Genomic DNA, 16,450 nt, shown 5'->3' with positions numbered 1-16,450 from the left:
GGCCAACGGTACTCAGATTCCGGATTTGATAGTAGGGAAGATGAACATGATGCGAACGATGTGGATCCCGATGTTCCGACGCGCAGCGCAGGCGCTGCTGCTGACTGCGGCAAGCGCCGGCGTGGCCCATGCCCAGCTCAACGTGGAGATCTCGGGCGTCGGCGCCAGCCAGTACCCGATCGCGATCGCCAACTTCCAGGGTGAGGCGCAGGCTCCGCAAAACCTTTCGGCGATTGTCCGGGCAGACCTGGTGCGCAGCGGCCGCTTCTCAAACGTCGATGTGGCCGGCGCCGTGGTGCCGGAAAGCCCGGCACCTGACCTGGGTGCATGGAAAGCCAAGGGCGCCGCAGCCTTCGTGGGCGGCACCGTGACCCGCAACGGCGATCGCTACGAAATCCGCTTCCGCCTGTACGACACGGCCAAGGGCGAAAGCCTGGGCGGTCTGTCGCTTACGCGCGGCCCTGGTCAACTGCGCTTGGCCGCGCACGAAATTGCCGATTACATCTATCAGAAGCTGATTGGCGAGCGCGGTATTTTTGCGACGCGCCTGTCGTATGTGTCCAAGGTCGGCCGCCGCTTCCAGCTGCAGATTTCCGACTCGGACGGCGCCAATCCGCAGATCGCATTGACGAGCAATGAGCCGATCATCTCGCCGTCGTGGTCGCCGGACGGCACCAAGGTCGCGTATGTGTCGTTCGAAAGCAAGAAGCCGGTGGTGTACGTGCATGACCTGGTGGCGGGCCGCCGCACGGTCATCTCGAACCAGAAGGGCAACAACTCGGCACCGGCCTGGTCGCCGGACGGCCGCCACGTGGCGGTGTCGCTCTCGCGCGATGGCAACACGCAGGTCTACCTGGTCAACGCCGATGGCTCGGGCCTGCGCCGCCTGAGCCGCAGCAGCGCCATCGATACGGAGCCGTCGTTCTCGCCGGATGGCCGTTACATCTACTTCACGAGCGATCGTGGCGGCGCCCCACAGATCTATCGCATGTCGGTTGACGGCGAAGAGGCGGGCGGTGCGCAGCGCGTGACGTTCAAGGGCAACTACAACACGAGCCCGCGTGTGTCGCCGGACGGCAAGCTGCTGGCGTACATCTCGCGTGTGGGCGGCGCGTTCCGCCTGTACACGCAGGACTTGTCCAACGGCGATGTGAACGCGCTGACGGATACATCGCACGATGAATCGCCGAGCTTTGCTGCCAACGGCAAGTTCATCCTGTATTCCACGCGCGTTGGCGGCAAATCGGTGTTGGCCGCCGTGTCGACCGATGGCCGTACGCGTCAGGTTCTTTCCCTCCAGGCCGGCGAAGTTCGTGAGCCGGCGTGGGGTCCTTTCATGCAATAACGAAGCTGTTCCACTAGGAGAAATCGGACATGTCGAAGTCCCAAACCATGATCAAACTCGCAGCCATTGCCGCGCTGCTGGCCCTGGGCGCTTGCAGCTCGGGCGTGAAGCTCGATGACACCGCCAAGAACGGTACGGGCGGTGCCGCCGGCACGGGCGCTGATGCCCGCACGGTGACCCCGGTGGACGTGGGCCGTGACGAGCTGACCGACCCGAACAGCCCGCTGGCCAAGCGCAGCATCTACTTCGATTTCGACAGCTACTCGGTCAAGTCGGAGTACCAGGGCCTGCTGGGTCAGCACTCGCGTTACCTGCAATCGCATAACCAGCGCAAGATCCTGATCCAGGGCAACACCGACGAGCGCGGCACGAGCGAATACAACCTCGCACTGGGCCAGAAGCGTGCAGAGGCCGTGCGTCGCGCCCTGTCGTCGATGGGGGTGCCTGACAGCCAGATGGAAGCCGTGAGCCTGGGTAAGGAAAAGCCGCAAGCGACCGGCCACGACGAAGACTCGTGGGCACAGAACCGCCGCGCCGACATCGTCTATTGATCGGTACGGTTTGAAGTGGAACGCGCCGGCTGCGAGGTTGCGGCCGGCGTTCTTACGTTGGCAATCACATGAATACGATGATGAAACAGCGCGCTTATGGGGCCACGCGTCGGGCCATCCTGATGGCGACGCTCGTCGCGGGTGGCGCCCTCACCATGGCCGGCCCGGCGGCAGCGGGGGTGTTTGACGACGATGAGGCGCGCCGCGCCATCATCGACATGCGCGACAAGTTCAACAACTTCCAGTCGACGGCGGCCCAGCGCATCGATCAGAACAGTAAGAACCTGATCGATGCGCAAAACCAGATCGAAACGCTCAAATCCGAAGTGGCTCGCCTGCGGGGGCAGAACGAAGTCCTGCAGAACAGCGTCGATACGCTGACCAAGCAGCAGAAGGATTACTACGCCGACCTCGATGCGCGCCTGAAGAAGTTCGAGCCGCAGCAAGCGACGGTGGACGGCCGCGAAGGCATGGTCCAGCCGAACGAGAAGCCGGAATACGACGCTGCGCTCAAGGCATTCCAGGGTGGCGACTTCAAGGGCGCGGGCAACCAGTTCTCGGCGTTCGTGAAGAAGTATCCGCAAAGCCCGTATCTGCCGCTGGCGCAGTTCTGGCTGGGCAATGCGCTCTATGCGCAGCGCGACTACAAGGGCTCGAGCTACGTGCTGGAGAACATGGCACGCAGCAACCCGCAGCATCCGAAGGCGCCCGATGCGTTGCTGCAGGTGGCGACCAACCAGGGTGAGTCGGGCCAGAAGGCGGCCGCACGCAAGACGCTGGAATCGGTGGTCTCGCAGTATCCCGGTACCGAGCAGGCCAAGACCGCGCAAAGCCGCCTGAAGACGATGCGCTGAACGGCAAGCTGCAAGGCATATGAACAAACGCCCGCCCGTGGCTGCACCGGCGGGCGTTTTTCATGGGGCGCCGAATGGCGGGCATATGCCGCATCCGGCGCGGGCAGGGCGGCGGCACGCTAAAATGCGGACCTTCCCGATTTGCTTCGCAAGGCTTCGCCCATGAAAAAACGCGCCATCGTCCTGCTCTCCGGCGGGCTGGACTCTGCCACCGTGCTCGCCATGGCCAATGCCGATGGCTTTGAGACTTACGCGCTGTCGATGCGCTATGGCCAACGCCACTCCTCCGAGTTGGAAGCGGCCAAGAAAGTGGCGGCGACGCTGGGCGCAGTGCGCCATGAAATCGTCGATCTGGACCTGCGCAAGTTCGGGGGCTCCGCGTTGACGGACGATGCGCTCGATGTGCCGACCGACGGTGCGCAGTCGGGCATCCCGATCACGTATGTGCCGGCGCGCAACACGATCATGCTGTCGCTGGCGCTTGGCTGGGCCGAGGCGGTTGGCGCGCGTGACCTCTTCTTTGGCGCGAATGCCGTGGACTACTCCGGCTATCCGGATTGCCGCCCCGAATACGTTGCCGCTTACGAAACGCTCGCCAACCTCGCGACGAAGGCTGGCGTGGAAGGCGAGCGCATCCGCGTGAACGCACCCATCATCAACATGACCAAGGCGGAGATCATCCAGGCCGGCGTGCGGCTGGGCGTGGACTACGGCCTGACCGTGTCGTGCTACAAGGCCGACGACGAAGGCCGCGCGTGCGGCGTGTGCGATTCGTGCCGCATCCGCAAGGCCGGGTTTGAAGCCGCCGGCGTGCCCGACCCCACCCGCTACGTCTAACGCACCATGCCCGATATCGACCTCAACGCGTTGTCCCACACGGTGCTGTGGGCCACGTTCGCGCTTACGTTCGTGTTTGGCGCGATCCTACAGCGCACACACTTCTGCACGATGGGTGCGGTGTCCGACGTCGTCAACATCGGCGACTGGAACCGGTTGCGCATGTGGGCGCTGGCCATCGGCGTGGCCATGATCGGCACAGGATGCCTGAGTTGGCTTGGCCTGATCGATACAAGCAAGACGATCTACACGGCAAGCAAGCTTCTGTGGCTGTCTTCGCTCGTGGGCGGGCTGCTGTTCGGCTTCGGCATGGTGCTGGGCTCGGGCTGCGGCAGCAAGACGCTGGTGCGCATCGGCGGCGGCAATCTCAAGTCGGTCGTGGTGTTCGTGTTCCTGGGGCTGGCGGCATACATGACGCTCAAGGGCGTATTTGGCGTAGTGCGTGTGGCCACGGTGGATAGCGTTGCCATTGCGCTGCCGACGTCGCAGGATCTGCCTAGCGTGCTGAGCCACGCGTTCTCCACCGATGTGCGCATGCTGCGCCTGGTGCTGGCGCTGATGATCGGCGGGGCGCTGTCGCTGTGGGCGCTGCTCGCGCGTGATTTCCGCACGGGTGACAACCTGCTCGGCGGCATCGGCGTCGGGCTCATCATCGTCGGCATGTGGTATGTGTCGGGGCATCTCGGCTACGTGCAGGAAGATCCGAACACGCTGCAGGAAGCGTTTGTGGCGACCAACAGCGGCCGCATGGAAGCGCTGAGCTTCGTTGCGCCGGTGTCGTACACGCTGGAGTGGCTGATGTTCTTCAGCGATACGTCGAAGGTGCTGACGGTCGGCATCGTGAGCGTGCTGGGGGTGATTGCTGGCTCGGCGGTGGTGGCACTGGCCACGCGCACGTTCCGCTGGGAAGGCTTTGCCAATGCCGAGGACACGGGCAATCACATCATTGGCGGCATCCTGATGGGCATTGGGGGCGTCACGGCGCTGGGATGCACGATCGGGCAGGGCCTGTCGGGCGTGTCGACGTTGGCGATCGGCTCGTTCATCGCGCTGGCCGGTATCGTGATCGGTGCGGTGCTGGCGCTCCGCTACCAGATGTGGCGGATGGAGCGGCTTGTCTGACCGGAGGGGCGTTGACAGAGGCGCGGATATCTTCCTATAATCGCGGTCTTTGGGGTCTTTAGCTCAGTCGGTAGAGCAGTAGACTTTTAATCTATTGGTCGCGGGTTCGAATCCCGCAGGACCCACCAAAAATTCGAAGGGCTGACAGGTGACTGTCGGCCCTTTTTGTTTGGGTGTCCTTCCGCCCAACTTCGTCTCTTCGGGCGCTCTCTGCGTGGTCGAGCATCCACATCGATAGCACGGTGTGCCTTCCCGATAGCGTCCTCACCTGACCGCCGCGTCGCTTTCCGCCCGCGCCGCTAGGGATTTCCTCTATAGCGCTCCTTACCTGCAGCAACGACCATATCTTCCATTGGAACCGGTTCCATACGGAGAAAAGAGCACAAATGGCAGATATCGTGATCGTGGCGAGCGCGTTTGGCGCCGCCCACGTGCTCGAGCAGGGGCATCACGCCTATGTTCCCGTGGCCGCATCGGTCGGTGCTGCCGGCTTCGAGGTGCGGCGCGAACTCTTGCCCGCTGGGCTCGATGGCACGGTCTCGGCGCAGCTCCTCGCTGCCTTGGGCCGGCTGATTGCCGCGCATGGCCTCTGGGCGGTCTATTCGACGCCGGCCACGCTGTACACGGACGACGGCGCTCTGGATGCTGCCGCTATTCGCGGCGCGCTGGCGGAAGCGCAAATCTTGGGCGCGCGCATCGTGAAGTTCCAGCTTGGCGGGTTTGCCGGCGATGCGTCGGCAGAAGTGCTGGCCCAGCTGCTGCAAGGCTGGCGCCCCCGGGTGCTGGTGGAGAACGGTCAGCAGACGGTGGGCGGCTCCCTCGCGCAGTTCCGAGGTTTGTTCGACGCATTGGAAAGCGCGGGTGTGGCCGACATGCTGGGCATGACATTCGATGTTGGCAACTGGGAGTGGTCGGGTGAAGCGCCGCTGGCGTGTGCGCGAGCCCTAGCCCCCTATGTGGAATACATCCATTGCAAGAGCGTCGCAGGTGAGGGGGCACGCCGCTTTGCGGTGGCGCCAGCGGGCAACGATGCGGGGTTCGCCGCTGTGTTGGCAGCATTGCCGGGCGATGTTCCGCGCGGCATCGAATTTCCGTTCGACGCGGTCGATCTCGCCGCCGATGCCCATCAGCATGTCACGTGGCTCAAGGCCGCCTGACTGTGACTCGACATCAAAGGAGCTTACGCATGTCACAGATGTTGGATGTCATCACCTACGGCGAAGCCATGGCGATGTTCGTAGCGACTGCGCCCGGGCCGCTGGCCCAGGCCACGCAATTCACCAAGCGCATCGCGGGTGCCGATCTGAACGTGGCCATCGGCTTGAGCCGCCTCGGTTTTCGCGTCGGCTATGTGAGCCGAGTTGGGCAGGATTCGTTTGGTGAATACGTGCTGGAAACGCTGGCGCGCGAACGGATCGATGCCTCGTGCGTGGTGGTGGACCCGCAATATCCGACCGGCTTCCAGCTGAAGTCGCGCACCGACGATGGCAGTGACCCGCGTGTGGAGTACTTCCGCAAGGGATCGGCCGCGAGCCGGCTCTCCTGCGCCGACTATGTGGCCGACTATGTGCTCGGTGCTCGCCATCTGCATCTGACGGGTGTGGCCCCCGCGATTTCCGCATCGTCGTGCGAACTTGCGTTCCACCTCGCACAAGAGATGCGCGCGGCCGGTAGATCAATCTCGTTCGATCCGAATCTGCGCCCAACGCTGTGGCCTTCCGCTGCGGACATGGTGAGCACGCTGAACGCGCTGGCGGCCCTTTCCGATTGGGTGCTGCCTGGCTTGGCCGAGGGACAGCAGCTGACCGGCTATGACAACCCGGCCGATATCGCGCGCTTTTATCTCGATCAAGGTGCACGTGGCGTTGCCATCAAGCTGGGTGCTGCAGGCGCGTACTACCGGACCGCCGACGGAGCAGAAGGCATCGCCGAGGGTGTGCGTGTGGAGCGCGTTGTCGACACGGTGGGCGCGGGTGACGGCTTTGCCGTGGGCGTTGTCAGTGCGCTGCTTGAAGGGCAGTCACCCGAGTTGGCCGTTGCGCGAGGCAACCGTATCGGCGCGCTGGCGATCCAGGTGATCGGGGATTCCGAAGGCCTGCCGACTCGCGCTGAGCTTGATGTGCTTGAGCAAGCGGCGCGCATTGTATGCGAGCCGGAACCCATTCCCAGCGTGTAACGCAGCGCTTCGACTGCCGCCCTCGCGGGCAACGCAAACCATCAAAGGAGACACGACCATGGCAACGCAACTGGCTGCGCGGCGCTGGTGGATGATCATGCCGATCGTCTTTATTACCTACAGCCTGGCCTACCTCGATCGCGCGAACTACGGCTTCGCGGCAGCGGCCGGCATCAATCACGATCTGGGGATCAGCCAGGGGCTGTCATCGTTGATCGGCGCGCTGTTCTTCCTCGGCTATTTCTTCTTCCAGATTCCGGGCGCAATTTACGCAGAACGCCGCAGCGTGAAGAAGCTCGTGTTCATCAGCCTGGTGTTGTGGGGCTTGTGCGCGGCGCTGACGGGCGTCGTGAGTGACATTCCCTCGCTGCTGGCGATCCGGTTTGTGCTGGGTGTGGTCGAGGCGGCCGTCATGCCTGCGATGCTCATCTACATCAGCAACTGGTTTACCAAGCACGAGCGTTCGCGCGCGAATACGTTTCTGATTCTTGGTAATCCCGTGACGGTGCTCTGGATGTCGGTGGTGTCGGGCTACCTCGTGCGCGAGTTCGGCTGGCGCCATATGTTTATCGCCGAGGGCGTGCCCGCCATCATCTGGGCCGTGTGCTGGTGGTGCGTGGTGCAGGACAAGCCGGCGCAGGCATCGTGGCTGAGCACACAGGAAAAGCGCGACCTGGAACAGGCATTGGCGGCGGAGCAGGCGGCCATCAAACCGATGCGCAACTACGGCGAGGCTTTCCGCTCGCCAGTCGTCATCAAGCTGTGCGCGCAGTACTTCTGCTGGAGCATCGGCGTCTATGGCTTCGTGCTGTGGCTGCCGTCCATCGTTAAGAATGGCTCGTCGCTCGGCATGGTCGAGACGGGCTGGCTGTCGGCGTTGCCGTATCTTGCTGCCACCATCGCGATGCTTGCGGCGTCGTGGGCGTCGGACAAGATCGGTTCGCGGCGCGGTTTCGTTTGGCCGTTCCTGCTGGTGGGCGCTGCGGCGTTTGCTGCATCGTTTGCACTCGGGTCAACGCACTTCTGGTTGTCGTACGCGTTGCTCGTCATTGCCGGCGCGGCGATGTATGCACCGTATGGTCCGTTCTTCGCCATCGTGCCGGAGCTGCTGCCGAAGAACGTCGCGGGCGGTGCGATGGCGCTGATCAACAGCATGGGCGCCCTCGGTTCGTTTGTCGGCTCGTACTTCGTCGGCTACCTGAACGGTGCCACCGGCTCGCCGCTGGCGTCGTACGCATTCATGAGCACCGCGCTTTTTGCGGCCGTGATCCTCACGCTCTGCGTCAAGCCGCAACCGCGTGATGCTTACGCGCTCGCGCACCCCCTGCCTGGAAAATGAATTGATGAAACCTCTCGTCGTTGCCTATAAGCCATTGCCCGACGATGTCGTCGCCCAATTGCGCGAGCATGTCGAACTCGTGCAGGTCGACGGCGCTGCGGCGTTGACCGAAGCGCTTGCCAACGCCGAGGGCGCGATCGGTGCGAGCCTGAAGATCACGCCGCAGATGCTCGACCGCGCGCCCCGGCTCAAGGCGTGGTCCACGATCTCCGTCGGCTATGACAATTTCGACGTGCCCGATCTCACGCACCGTGGCATTGCGCTGGCGCACACACCGGATGTGTTGACCGAGTCAACCGCCGATACCGTGTTTTCGCTGATTCTCGCGTCGGCCCGGCGCGTCGTTGAGCTGGCCGAGTGGGTCCGGGCAGGCAACTGGCAGCGCAGCATCGGGCCCGAGCTTTACGGCACGGATGTTCAGGGCAAGACGATCGGCATCGTCGGGCTGGGTCGCATCGGTGCGGCAGTGGCTCGCCGTGCTGCGCTAGGTTTCCGTATGCGTGTGCTGTACACGAACCGGCACCCGCATCCCGACGCCGAAGCGCAGTACGGTGCGCGCCGCGTGACGCTCGACACGCTGCTGGCCGAAGCCGATTTTGTTTGCCTGCAGGTGCCGCTGACGCCTGAAACGCAGCACCTGATCGGCGCGGCAGAACTGGCGAAGATGAAGCGCAGCGCGATCCTGATCAATGCGTCGCGTGGGCCCGTCGTTGACGAGGCAGCGCTCATCCATGCATTGCACAACGGCACGATCCGCGGCGCTGGGTTGGACGTGTTCGAGCGCGAGCCGTTGGCCGCCGATTCGCCACTGCTGGCCATGAAGAACGTAGTTGCATTGCCCCATATCGGCTCAGCAACGCACGAGACGCGACACGCAATGGCCCGCTGCGCCGCCGACAACCTGGTCAAGGCGCTGGCTGGCACGTTGCGTGAGAACCTGGTCAATCCACAGGTATTGGAGCCCTCTCGCGCTTCATGAGTCGGGTACCGGGATTGCGCTATGATCCTCGCACCCTGGCTCCGGCCCCTCGCGCCGACGGACCGTTCTGAAGCGCATCGTGACTGATTCCCCATCCTCTTCCTCGCGCCCTGCGACCATCACCGATGTGGCCCGCGAAGCGGGAACCGGCAAGACCAGCGTGTCCCGCTATCTGAATGGAGAGACACAAGTCCTTTCCGAAGATCTGCGACAGCGCATCGAAGCCGCCATCCAGCGGTTGAACTACCGGCCCAACCAGATGGCGCGCGGTCTCAAGCGCGGCCGCAACCGTCTGCTCGGCATGCTGGTGGCTGACCTGACCAATCCTTATACGATCGAAGTGCTGCAAGGCGTGGAGGCAGCCTGCCACGCGCTGGGCTACATGCCGCTCATCTGCCACGCCGCAAATGAGATCGAGATGGAGCGCCGGTTCGTGCAGTTGCTGACGACGTACCGGGTCGAGGGATTGATCGTCAACGCGCTCGGTGCGGAAGAAGCCGTGCTGCGTCCGCTGCGGGGCGGCGGCATTCCTGCCGTGCTGGTGGATCGCACGGTCGAAGGGTTCGACGCCGACCTGGTGGGCCTCGATAACCACGACGCCATCAGGTTGGGTGTGCAGCATTTGCTGGATCACGGTTTCGATTCCATCCAGTTCATCGTGCAGCCGTTTGAGCAGGTCAGTTCGCGGCGTGAGCGCGAACTCGCCTTCCGAGAAACGATGGCAGCGACAGGGCGTCCAGCGGAGCCGACCGTGGTGCTGGACCCAACCGATCCGGCCTCAGTCGAGCGTGCGCTGGCAGAGATCGATGCACGCATCGATGCAACGCACCAGCAGGGGGGAAAGCGACTGGCGCTGTTTATCGCCAACGCGCCGGTTGCGCTTGTCGTTGTGCGGCATCTGCGCACGCAATTTGGCCCAGCTTGGCAGGAGCGGACGGCGCTGCTGTCGATCGATGATCCGGAATGGGCGGAGTTGATCGGCATCACCACGATCCGGCAACCGACGTACGACATCGGCTACAAGGCCGTCGAATTCGTGCATGAGCGCATCGAAGGTGTGAGCGGCGACGCCCGTGTCGTGTTGCTACCGGGCACGCTCGTCGAACGTGCTTCCACGTTGCGTTCGCTGCAGGCCGCGTCATGACGTTGCGTCTCTACCTCGCCGGGCCGGACGTTTTCCGCCCCGAACCCATCGTGCATGGCGAAGCGCTTAAGGCGCTGTGCGCGGAGTTCGGCTTCATCGGCCTGTATCCGCTCGACAACGCGATCGCCCCGCAGGCTGATGGCTTTGCGACCGCCGCGGAGATCTACCGCCAGAACATCACACTAATCGACTCGGCCGACGCGGTGCTCGCCAACGTGGCGGATTTTCGCGGCCACGAGCCCGACTCCGGTACGTGTTTTGAAATCGGCTACGCCATCGCCCGCGGCAAAGACGTGTGGTGCTACAACGTGCCTGACGTGCCGCTGGTCGGTCAGGTGCCGAACACCAATGGCAACGATGCAGACGGCTGGGCCGTGGAGGATTTCGGCCTGCCGCGCAACCTCATGATCGCTTGCAGCTGCCGCCTCGTCGTGGGCGATGTGCGCGTGTGCCTGGAGCGCATGCGTGCGCACTACGCCTAGTTGCGAGCTGGATATGCGGTTGCGGATTGCTTCCTTCCGGGCAGGCGAGGCCATCCACTTCGCGCCAGGCTGCCCCGACAAAGATCGGCGCACGTTGCATCGCGCGAACTTTGAAGGTGACGTGCCGGTTTAGGGCCCGTTCGTCTACAGCCCGGCCTCGGCCAGGCGGGCATCAATACTCGCCAGCGTCAACGTCTGTGCAAACAGCCGCGTGAGCGATTGGCTTGCATACTGCGGCACCTCGTCCGCTGTGGTCCAACGGTACGCATCCATCTCGGGGATGAGTCTGCCGGTGTGATAACTGTTGAACATCGATGTGCACGTGAGCGTGTCGAGTGCAACTTCTGCGCGGCGCAGGCGCGTGGCGAACAGGTGCAGTTCCTTGTCGCGGCGATAGGGGAAACGGCCGAGCTCGATCAGTGCGTGGCTGTCGAGCACGAGGCCGGTTTCCTCGCGCGTCTCGCGCAGGGCGGCGTCGCGATCGTTTTCGCCCGGGTCGGGGGCGCCTTTGGGGATGTCCCAGTGGCGCGTCTCGGTGGCGTGGGCGAGGAGCACATCGCCATCTTCGTTGAGCAGGACGAGGCCGCAGGACAGGGCGATCGGCATGTTATTTCGCTCCGGAGCGTTGCGTGATGCGTGCGGTCAGCGATTGGTGCTCGCGGCTGAATAACCGGCGATAGGCCAGCAGCACAACCGCGACCGTGCCCAGCCCCGAAGACGCCGCCAGCAGGAACATGATGATGAGCTGGTAGCGCACAGCCTCCAGCAGCAGCTCGCTTTCGCCCGCGCCTGAGGGCCCGGCCAGCGCAATGCGATCGCCGGCCTGCACGGCAAGCGTGGCAGGTTGCAGCAGCGTGACGCCGGTGCGTGCATCGCGGCGTTGGAGATGGGAGGCGGCCAGCATGGTGGCGCGAGTGTGTTGCGTACAGTACGGCATCAATGCCCGGCTCTTATGCATTATGCATATGAGCGGAGGCTGGGCTCCTCCGCCGTAATCCTGAACTCGCCAGCGCAGGCACCGTGCCGTCGCCGCGTCGTGACGCCATCCCCGTGCCATGCGGAATGCCCCCTAGCCCAAACGGAGCAGCCTGAATGCGCTGGCCGGTGGCCGATGTCGGACGAATCCGACATGCCATTCAGCCACGGGCGGGTCGCCATTTGCACATACCGGGCATACGATCCAAACATCACTATAAGAAGAGATGGAGGGCGCCATGGAGACCGACAAAGTGCAGGTTGCCCACCCGTGGTGGCAGCCGGGAGTTTTTGCATCTGCGCCAGCCATTTTTCTCTGGATCTGCGCTGAATTGCCTCCCGATATGCTCGGCGCCATCTTCCACGCGGGTACGTCGCCCGACTCGCTTCGGCACGTGGGTGACACGCTGTTCGTGATCGGCTGGACCGCCAGCGGCGCGCTCATGTGGCATGGCCGGCGGCGCATCGGGCATGACGCGGACGTGACAGAGCAACCGGCTTCCGCGGCGGTGGAGGCGACGGAGCAGCCGCACGGGCTCGCTGGTTTGCGCCAGAACATGGCCCGGCGCTGGGAGCGCATGCGCCATCCGATTCCGCTGCACTGATATTGCGCTGCCGCAAACAAGAAAGGCCGGATTGCTCCGGCCTTTTTGACGCGCGGGAAGCCCTTTCAGGAGGTGCTGCCCGGAATGATCTCGTTCGCAGCGGCATTAGACGCAGACGTTGCCGTACTGACCGGCTCGCCTTGTGCATCTTGCCATTTCTTGTAGCCCCACCAAGCCGCTCCGGCCACGATTCCGACCTTGCCGAGCTTGCGCGTGATCCGGCCGATGACGGTGCGGCGCAATCCTGCATACGCGAGCGACAGCGCGGTGCCCACTAGCGGATATTCACGCGCAATGCCGAGCGCTCGCATCAGGCCATTGGGGCGCGCGAGCGGGCGGATGACGCTGGGCAGCAACGCGCCGAGGCCGCCCAGGCTGAAGGTACGACTGGCGGCGCGATGAACATCGTTGCGGGCTTGAGCGTAGTCGTAGCGCTCCAGCGCGGCGCGGGTCAGAAGCAGTTCCTTGCGGACGCTCAGTGGCAGGCGCGTTTCGGCGCCGCGGCGTGATGGCCGCACATGATGTCGCGCACTCGATGCGGGTTCGTTCATAGACGGGCCGGGCGACGGCGTTTGTTCGGTGGGATCGGTCATCGGCGCAGGATCTCCCGGTCTTTGTCGAGCTCGGCCAGCGTGGCCTCGAACAGTGGCGGGGCGTTACGCAGCAGCGAGCGTACCTTCCACAGGCACGCCGCCGCGCCCAGCGCATACAGCGCTGCCATGACGGCAAGGGACTGCCAGCGATACGTATCCCAGCAAAGGATGACCACCAGCGCCGTCAGTGTCATGATGGACAGGCCGATGAGGCTCACGGCCAACATGCCCAGGAAGGCGGTCCCGAGTAGCCGTTCTTTTTCTTCAGCCAGTTCGACGCTGGCCAGCTCGAGCCGCGTCTGCAGCATCGAGACGACCGTGCCGGCCAGTTTCTTCAAGGAAGCGAACAGCTTTGGGCTGGTGTCGTCGGTCATGAGGTGTGGAAAAGGTGCTAGGCCAATGGCGCCACTGCGGACCCAGCACGCGCCATGCCCGGAATGGAGCCCCCAAAATGCAACTGGCCGATGGCGCGATCCACAGGGCGCGCGCCATCGGCCAGAAAGGGTGCTGCGGGTTACTTGCGGTTGAGCAGCAGGCCGATCAGCAGGCCCACGCCGGCCGCCACGCCCACGGCTTGCCACGGATGATCGTGGACGTAGTCATCGGTGGCGCGTGCGGCAGCCTTGCTCTTGTGGACGACCGCGTCTTGCAGATCCTGCGCCTTCTCCTTGGCTTGGCGGAGCATGCCCATGCCACGCTCGCGCAGTTCGGCGGCCTTTTCGCCGCTGCTGGAGGCAGCTTGTTTGAGCAGGGTTTCAGCGTCGGACAGTACAGTCTTCACGTCGGTCATCAGTTTCTCCTTATTGACGGAATCGGCCAGGTTGGGGGAAGTGTTCGTCATGGTCGGGTCCTCGGTGTCGGGGGGTAGTTCAATCGTCAATCTGTCGATGCGCTTATTCGCTAGCATATGTGTGAGCACTGCGAAACTTCAAGCGCTCGCGTCGCGCGCACTGCGATGGATCAAGGCTTCGGTCATTGTCCGGCAATGTGCGCACGCCTTCCACCCTGTTGTCAGCAAATGCCGCGCCTAATGACGAAAAGTGATGTTGTTGTGAATTTATAGTCGTTTTGGTTGGATGGCAATCTGGCTATAGTGGTTCCCAATCTGTGTATGGAGGACACGATGTCTCTACGTTTGGGCGATATCGCCCCTGATTTCGAGCAGGATTCCAGTGAAGGCCGCATCAAGTTCCATGAGTGGCTGGGCAATAGTTGGGGCGTGCTTTTCTCACACCCGGCCGATTACACGCCGGTCTGCACCACCGAACTGGGCCTGACCGCCAAGCTGAAGGACGAATTTGCCAAGCGCAATGTCAAGGCGATTGCGTTGTCGGTCGATTCGGTCGAGTCGCATAAGGGCTGGATCAACGACATCAACGAGACGCAGAACACCAGCGTCAACTTCCCGATCATTGCCGACCCCGATCGGAAGGTTTCACAGCTGTACGACATGATTCATCCGAATGCGAGCGAGACATTTACCGTGCGTTCGCTGTTCGTGATCGATCCGAACAAGAAGATTCGCCTGACGATTACGTATCCCGCTTCGACGGGGCGCAATTTCAATGAAGTGCTGCGCGTGATCGACTCGCTGCAGTTGACCGACAGCCACAGTGTGGCCACGCCGGGTAACTGGGAAGACGGCGACGACGTGGTCATCGTGCCGTCGTTGAAGGACGAGGAAGTCCTCAAGCAGAAATTCCCGAAGGGCTACAAGGCGGTGCGGCCGTATCTGCGCCTGACGCCGCAGCCCAACAAGTGACCGTCTCCTTGGTAGTGTGATTGCCGCCCGGCCTTGTGCCGGGCGTTTTTTGCGTTGGAACCGGCTCGGGATCCTACTGGGCGGGCCGATCTTGGCCCTGTGGTGCTCGCCGTACCCATGTAGGGCTGCGCTTCTCGGACCAACCTCGGCCCGCTCGCCACGGATCCTGATCCGGTTCTCAGGCAAAACAAAACCGGCCAGCCCTTTCGGGTCTGGCCGGTTTGTCTTTTGTGAAGACGGGTCAGTGTGCGATCAGATCGCCCAGCCGCCTGCGTAGAAGGCCACCAGCGCACCGGCAATCGCCACGGTGCCGATGTTCAGCTTGCGCCATTCGCCGGCCACCAGGCGGCCGATCACCAGCGTGCTGAAGCCGAGCATGATGCCGGTGACGATGTTGCAGGTCAGCACGATGAACACGGCACAGACCAGGCCAGACAGCGCGTCAACCATGTCGTCCATGTGCAGCTTGCTCACGCTGGAGAGCATCAGCAGGCCGACATACATCAGCGCCGGAGCCGTTGCGTACGACGGCACCAGGCCGGCCAGCGGCGAGAAGAACATCACCGCCAGGAACATCACGCCGACCACGACAGCCGTCAGGCCCGTCTTGCCGCCTGCTGCCACACCAACGGTCGACTCGATGTAAGCCGCGGCCGGCGCACCGCCGAAGAACGCCGAGAAGATCGAGCTGATCGAATCGGCCGTGAGGGCGCGGCCGCCGTTGATGATGTGGCCCTTGTCGTTGAGCAGACCGGCTTGGCCGGCCACGGCGCGGATCGTGCCGGTGGCATCGAACACAGCGGTCATCACGAGCGCCAGCACGCTTGGCAGCACGGCAGCCGTGAGTGCACCGCGGATATCCATTGCACCGATCAGCGACGCATGACCTGCGGCGGCGAGCGAAGGCACGGCAAACACGCCAGTGAACTTCACGGCCGGGTCAAAGATCAGGCCCAGGATCGAGATGGCGATGATCACGATCAGGATGCCACCCGGCACGCGGCGGCGCTCCATGCCGAAGATGGCGGCCAGACCCAGCACCGACATCATGACCGGGAAGGCGGTGACGTGGCCCAGTGCAACGGGCAGGCCCTCGCCGGCGTTCTTCACTACCAGGCCGACGTCGTTGGACGCGATCAGCAGCAGGAACAGCCCGATGCCGATGCCCGTGCCATGCGCCACGCCCGACGGCAGATTGCGCAGGATCCAGGAGCGCACGCCCGTGGCCGAGATGGCCGTGAAGGCCACACCCATCAGAAACACCGCGCCCAGCGCGATTTCCGGCGTCAGCTTTTGCCCAAGCACCAGGCCGAAGGCCATGAACGCGGTCAGCGAAATTGCACAGCCGATGGCGATCGGCAGCTTGGCCCACAGGCCCATCAGCAGCGAACCAAAGGCGGTGGTCAGGCACACCGCGACAAAGACTGCGCTGGTATCAAAGCCGGCCTTGCCCAGCATGCCGGGCACGACAAACACGGCGTAGACCATTGCCATGAATGTGGTGATGCCGGCCACGACCTCGCGCTTTTGCGTGCTGCCGCGTGCAGAAATCTGGAAGTAGCGATCAATGGCACGCGCGTCGGCGATGCCAGCGGCGCCAAGTTCCGTCGACGACGGAATGGTCTGTTCAGCCATGGTGGGTTTGTCTCCTGGCAGGACTCCGCGCCGGCCGATCTTGGTCGTCCG

Annotated in this window: 18 protein-coding genes, 1 tRNA gene and 1 pseudogene; 14 read left to right on the top strand and 6 right to left on the bottom strand. The window is 63.6% G+C overall.

Going from position 1 to position 16,450, the window contains the following annotated elements; genetic code table 11:
- Positions 1–40 precede the first annotated feature (40 nt).
- The 12 genes from tolB (at position 41) to ACTJK6_RS05320 (ending at position 10,829) form a co-directional block, all read left to right on the top strand.
- Positions 41–1,345 (top strand): Tol-Pal system beta propeller repeat protein TolB, encoded by a 1,305-nt coding sequence (tolB, locus tag ACTJK6_RS05375; RefSeq protein WP_232042218.1) that lies wholly within the window; start codon positions 41–43, stop codon positions 1,343–1,345.
- Between the two features lie 29 nt (positions 1,346–1,374).
- On the top strand, positions 1,375–1,896 hold the full coding sequence (gene pal, locus ACTJK6_RS05370) for a peptidoglycan-associated lipoprotein Pal (protein WP_440838479.1): 522 nt from the start codon (positions 1,375–1,377) through the stop codon (positions 1,894–1,896).
- A gap of 68 nt (positions 1,897–1,964) precedes the next feature.
- Complete coding sequence (gene ybgF / locus ACTJK6_RS05365; RefSeq protein ID WP_147216960.1) at positions 1,965–2,750, top strand: tol-pal system protein YbgF; 786 nt, start codon at positions 1,965–1,967, stop codon at positions 2,748–2,750.
- 162 nt (positions 2,751–2,912) lie between these two features.
- Positions 2,913–3,587, top strand: coding sequence for a 7-cyano-7-deazaguanine synthase QueC (queC, locus tag ACTJK6_RS05360; RefSeq protein ID WP_260802872.1), 675 nt, complete (start codon positions 2,913–2,915; stop codon positions 3,585–3,587).
- A 6-nt stretch (positions 3,588–3,593) separates the two neighbouring features.
- Positions 3,594–4,709, top strand: a complete 1,116-nt coding sequence (locus ACTJK6_RS05355; RefSeq protein WP_440838478.1) for a YeeE/YedE family protein — start codon at positions 3,594–3,596, stop codon at positions 4,707–4,709.
- A gap of 52 nt (positions 4,710–4,761) precedes the next feature.
- Positions 4,762–4,837: transfer RNA gene (locus ACTJK6_RS05350), tRNA-Lys, on the top strand.
- A 258-nt stretch (positions 4,838–5,095) separates the two neighbouring features.
- Positions 5,096–5,866: a sugar phosphate isomerase/epimerase family protein gene (locus ACTJK6_RS05345; protein ID WP_440838477.1), complete on the top strand. Its 771-nt coding sequence runs from the start codon at positions 5,096–5,098 to the stop codon at positions 5,864–5,866.
- Between the two features lie 29 nt (positions 5,867–5,895).
- Entirely contained in the window at positions 5,896–6,885 is a 990-nt protein-coding gene (locus ACTJK6_RS05340) for a sugar kinase (RefSeq protein ID WP_433866598.1), read from the top strand.
- Between the two features lie 58 nt (positions 6,886–6,943).
- Entirely contained in the window at positions 6,944–8,224 is a 1,281-nt protein-coding gene (locus ACTJK6_RS05335) for an MFS transporter (protein WP_433866600.1), read from the top strand.
- 4 nt (positions 8,225–8,228) lie between these two features.
- Positions 8,229–9,203 (top strand): NAD(P)-dependent oxidoreductase, encoded by a 975-nt coding sequence (locus tag ACTJK6_RS05330; RefSeq protein ID WP_440838476.1) that lies wholly within the window; start codon positions 8,229–8,231, stop codon positions 9,201–9,203.
- A gap of 79 nt (positions 9,204–9,282) precedes the next feature.
- Positions 9,283–10,347, top strand: a complete 1,065-nt coding sequence (locus tag ACTJK6_RS05325; RefSeq protein ID WP_440838475.1) for a LacI family DNA-binding transcriptional regulator — start codon at positions 9,283–9,285, stop codon at positions 10,345–10,347.
- The gene (locus ACTJK6_RS05320) at positions 10,344–10,829 is read left to right on the top strand and encodes a nucleoside 2-deoxyribosyltransferase (protein ID WP_440816473.1); all 486 of its coding nucleotides are present in this window, start codon (positions 10,344–10,346) and stop codon (positions 10,827–10,829) included. Before ACTJK6_RS05325 ends, ACTJK6_RS05320 begins: the two co-directional genes overlap by 4 nt.
- 144 nt (positions 10,830–10,973) lie before the next feature.
- On the opposite strand, the gene ACTJK6_RS05315 is transcribed toward ACTJK6_RS05320, so the two are convergent.
- Both ACTJK6_RS05315 and ACTJK6_RS05310 read right to left on the bottom strand, forming a co-directional pair.
- Positions 10,974–11,435 carry an NUDIX domain-containing protein gene (locus tag ACTJK6_RS05315; RefSeq protein ID WP_232042228.1) on the bottom strand — a complete coding sequence of 154 codons (462 nt, stop codon included), beginning with the start codon at positions 11,433–11,435 and terminating at the stop codon, positions 10,974–10,976.
- A 1-nt stretch (position 11,436) separates the two neighbouring features.
- Positions 11,437–11,622, bottom strand: a pseudogene (locus tag ACTJK6_RS05310) (ABC transporter permease); the annotation flags it as partial.
- A gap of 421 nt (positions 11,623–12,043) precedes the next feature.
- Here ACTJK6_RS05310 and ACTJK6_RS05305 point away from each other — a divergent pair.
- Positions 12,044–12,409, top strand: coding sequence for a hypothetical protein (locus ACTJK6_RS05305; RefSeq protein WP_260802864.1), 366 nt, complete (start codon positions 12,044–12,046; stop codon positions 12,407–12,409).
- Positions 12,410–12,474: 65 nt separating this feature from the next.
- Here the strand turns inward: ACTJK6_RS05305 and ACTJK6_RS05300 are convergent, their stop codons facing one another.
- From ACTJK6_RS05300 to ACTJK6_RS05290, 3 genes are all read right to left on the bottom strand, one after another.
- Positions 12,475–13,002 (bottom strand): DUF3318 domain-containing protein, encoded by a 528-nt coding sequence (locus ACTJK6_RS05300; protein WP_440838474.1) that lies wholly within the window; start codon positions 13,000–13,002, stop codon positions 12,475–12,477.
- Positions 12,999–13,376, bottom strand: coding sequence for a phage holin family protein (locus ACTJK6_RS05295; RefSeq protein WP_024976342.1), 378 nt, complete (start codon positions 13,374–13,376; stop codon positions 12,999–13,001). Before ACTJK6_RS05295 ends, ACTJK6_RS05300 begins: the two co-directional genes overlap by 4 nt.
- A gap of 140 nt (positions 13,377–13,516) precedes the next feature.
- Entirely contained in the window at positions 13,517–13,843 is a 327-nt protein-coding gene (locus ACTJK6_RS05290) for a DUF883 family protein (RefSeq protein WP_009238780.1), read from the bottom strand.
- Between the two features lie 282 nt (positions 13,844–14,125).
- On the opposite strand from ACTJK6_RS05290, the gene ACTJK6_RS05285 reads away from it, so the two are divergent.
- Positions 14,126–14,764 (top strand): peroxiredoxin, encoded by a 639-nt coding sequence (locus ACTJK6_RS05285; RefSeq protein WP_440838473.1) that lies wholly within the window; start codon positions 14,126–14,128, stop codon positions 14,762–14,764.
- Between the two features lie 252 nt (positions 14,765–15,016).
- Here ACTJK6_RS05285 and ACTJK6_RS05280 read toward each other — a convergent pair whose 3' ends face one another.
- On the bottom strand, positions 15,017–16,399 hold the full coding sequence (locus tag ACTJK6_RS05280; protein ID WP_232042232.1) for an NCS2 family permease: 1,383 nt from the start codon (positions 16,397–16,399) through the stop codon (positions 15,017–15,019).
- Positions 16,400–16,450: the final 51 nt, after the last annotated feature.

This window comes from Ralstonia sp. 22086, assembly GCF_052045975.1.
Lineage (GTDB): Bacteria > Pseudomonadota > Gammaproteobacteria > Burkholderiales > Burkholderiaceae > Ralstonia > Ralstonia wenshanensis.
The sequence above is the reverse complement of the archived record's forward strand: the minus strand, read 5'-3'. Positions and strand labels throughout refer to the sequence as shown.

What these genes read in the sequence shown, in the direction of transcription:
- ACTJK6_RS05300 (WP_440838474.1), bottom strand. Translation starts at nt 13,002, where the DNA reads ATGACCGATCCCACCGAACAAACGCCGTCGCCCGGCCCGTCTATGAAC.
- ACTJK6_RS05305 (WP_260802864.1), top strand. Translation starts at nt 12,044, where the DNA reads ATGGAGACCGACAAAGTGCAGGTTGCCCACCCGTGGTGGCAGCCGGGA.
- ACTJK6_RS05335 (WP_433866600.1), top strand. Translation starts at nt 6,944, where the DNA reads ATGGCAACGCAACTGGCTGCGCGGCGCTGGTGGATGATCATGCCGATC.
- queC (WP_260802872.1), top strand. Translation starts at nt 2,913, where the DNA reads ATGAAAAAACGCGCCATCGTCCTGCTCTCCGGCGGGCTGGACTCTGCC.
- ACTJK6_RS05280 (WP_232042232.1), bottom strand. Translation starts at nt 16,399, where the DNA reads ATGGCTGAACAGACCATTCCGTCGTCGACGGAACTTGGCGCCGCTGGC.
- pal (WP_440838479.1), top strand. Translation starts at nt 1,375, where the DNA reads ATGTCGAAGTCCCAAACCATGATCAAACTCGCAGCCATTGCCGCGCTG.
- ACTJK6_RS05340 (WP_433866598.1), top strand. Translation starts at nt 5,896, where the DNA reads ATGTCACAGATGTTGGATGTCATCACCTACGGCGAAGCCATGGCGATG.
- ACTJK6_RS05295 (WP_024976342.1), bottom strand. Translation starts at nt 13,376, where the DNA reads ATGACCGACGACACCAGCCCAAAGCTGTTCGCTTCCTTGAAGAAACTG.
- ACTJK6_RS05315 (WP_232042228.1), bottom strand. Translation starts at nt 11,435, where the DNA reads ATGCCGATCGCCCTGTCCTGCGGCCTCGTCCTGCTCAACGAAGATGGC.
- ybgF (WP_147216960.1), top strand. Translation starts at nt 1,965, where the DNA reads ATGAATACGATGATGAAACAGCGCGCTTATGGGGCCACGCGTCGGGCC.
- ACTJK6_RS05320 (WP_440816473.1), top strand. Translation starts at nt 10,344, where the DNA reads ATGACGTTGCGTCTCTACCTCGCCGGGCCGGACGTTTTCCGCCCCGAA.
- ACTJK6_RS05290 (WP_009238780.1), bottom strand. Translation starts at nt 13,843, where the DNA reads ATGACGAACACTTCCCCCAACCTGGCCGATTCCGTCAATAAGGAGAAA.
- ACTJK6_RS05345 (WP_440838477.1), top strand. Translation starts at nt 5,096, where the DNA reads ATGGCAGATATCGTGATCGTGGCGAGCGCGTTTGGCGCCGCCCACGTG.
- ACTJK6_RS05330 (WP_440838476.1), top strand. Translation starts at nt 8,229, where the DNA reads ATGAAACCTCTCGTCGTTGCCTATAAGCCATTGCCCGACGATGTCGTC.
- tolB (WP_232042218.1), top strand. Translation starts at nt 41, where the DNA reads ATGAACATGATGCGAACGATGTGGATCCCGATGTTCCGACGCGCAGCG.
- ACTJK6_RS05285 (WP_440838473.1), top strand. Translation starts at nt 14,126, where the DNA reads ATGTCTCTACGTTTGGGCGATATCGCCCCTGATTTCGAGCAGGATTCC.
- ACTJK6_RS05355 (WP_440838478.1), top strand. Translation starts at nt 3,594, where the DNA reads ATGCCCGATATCGACCTCAACGCGTTGTCCCACACGGTGCTGTGGGCC.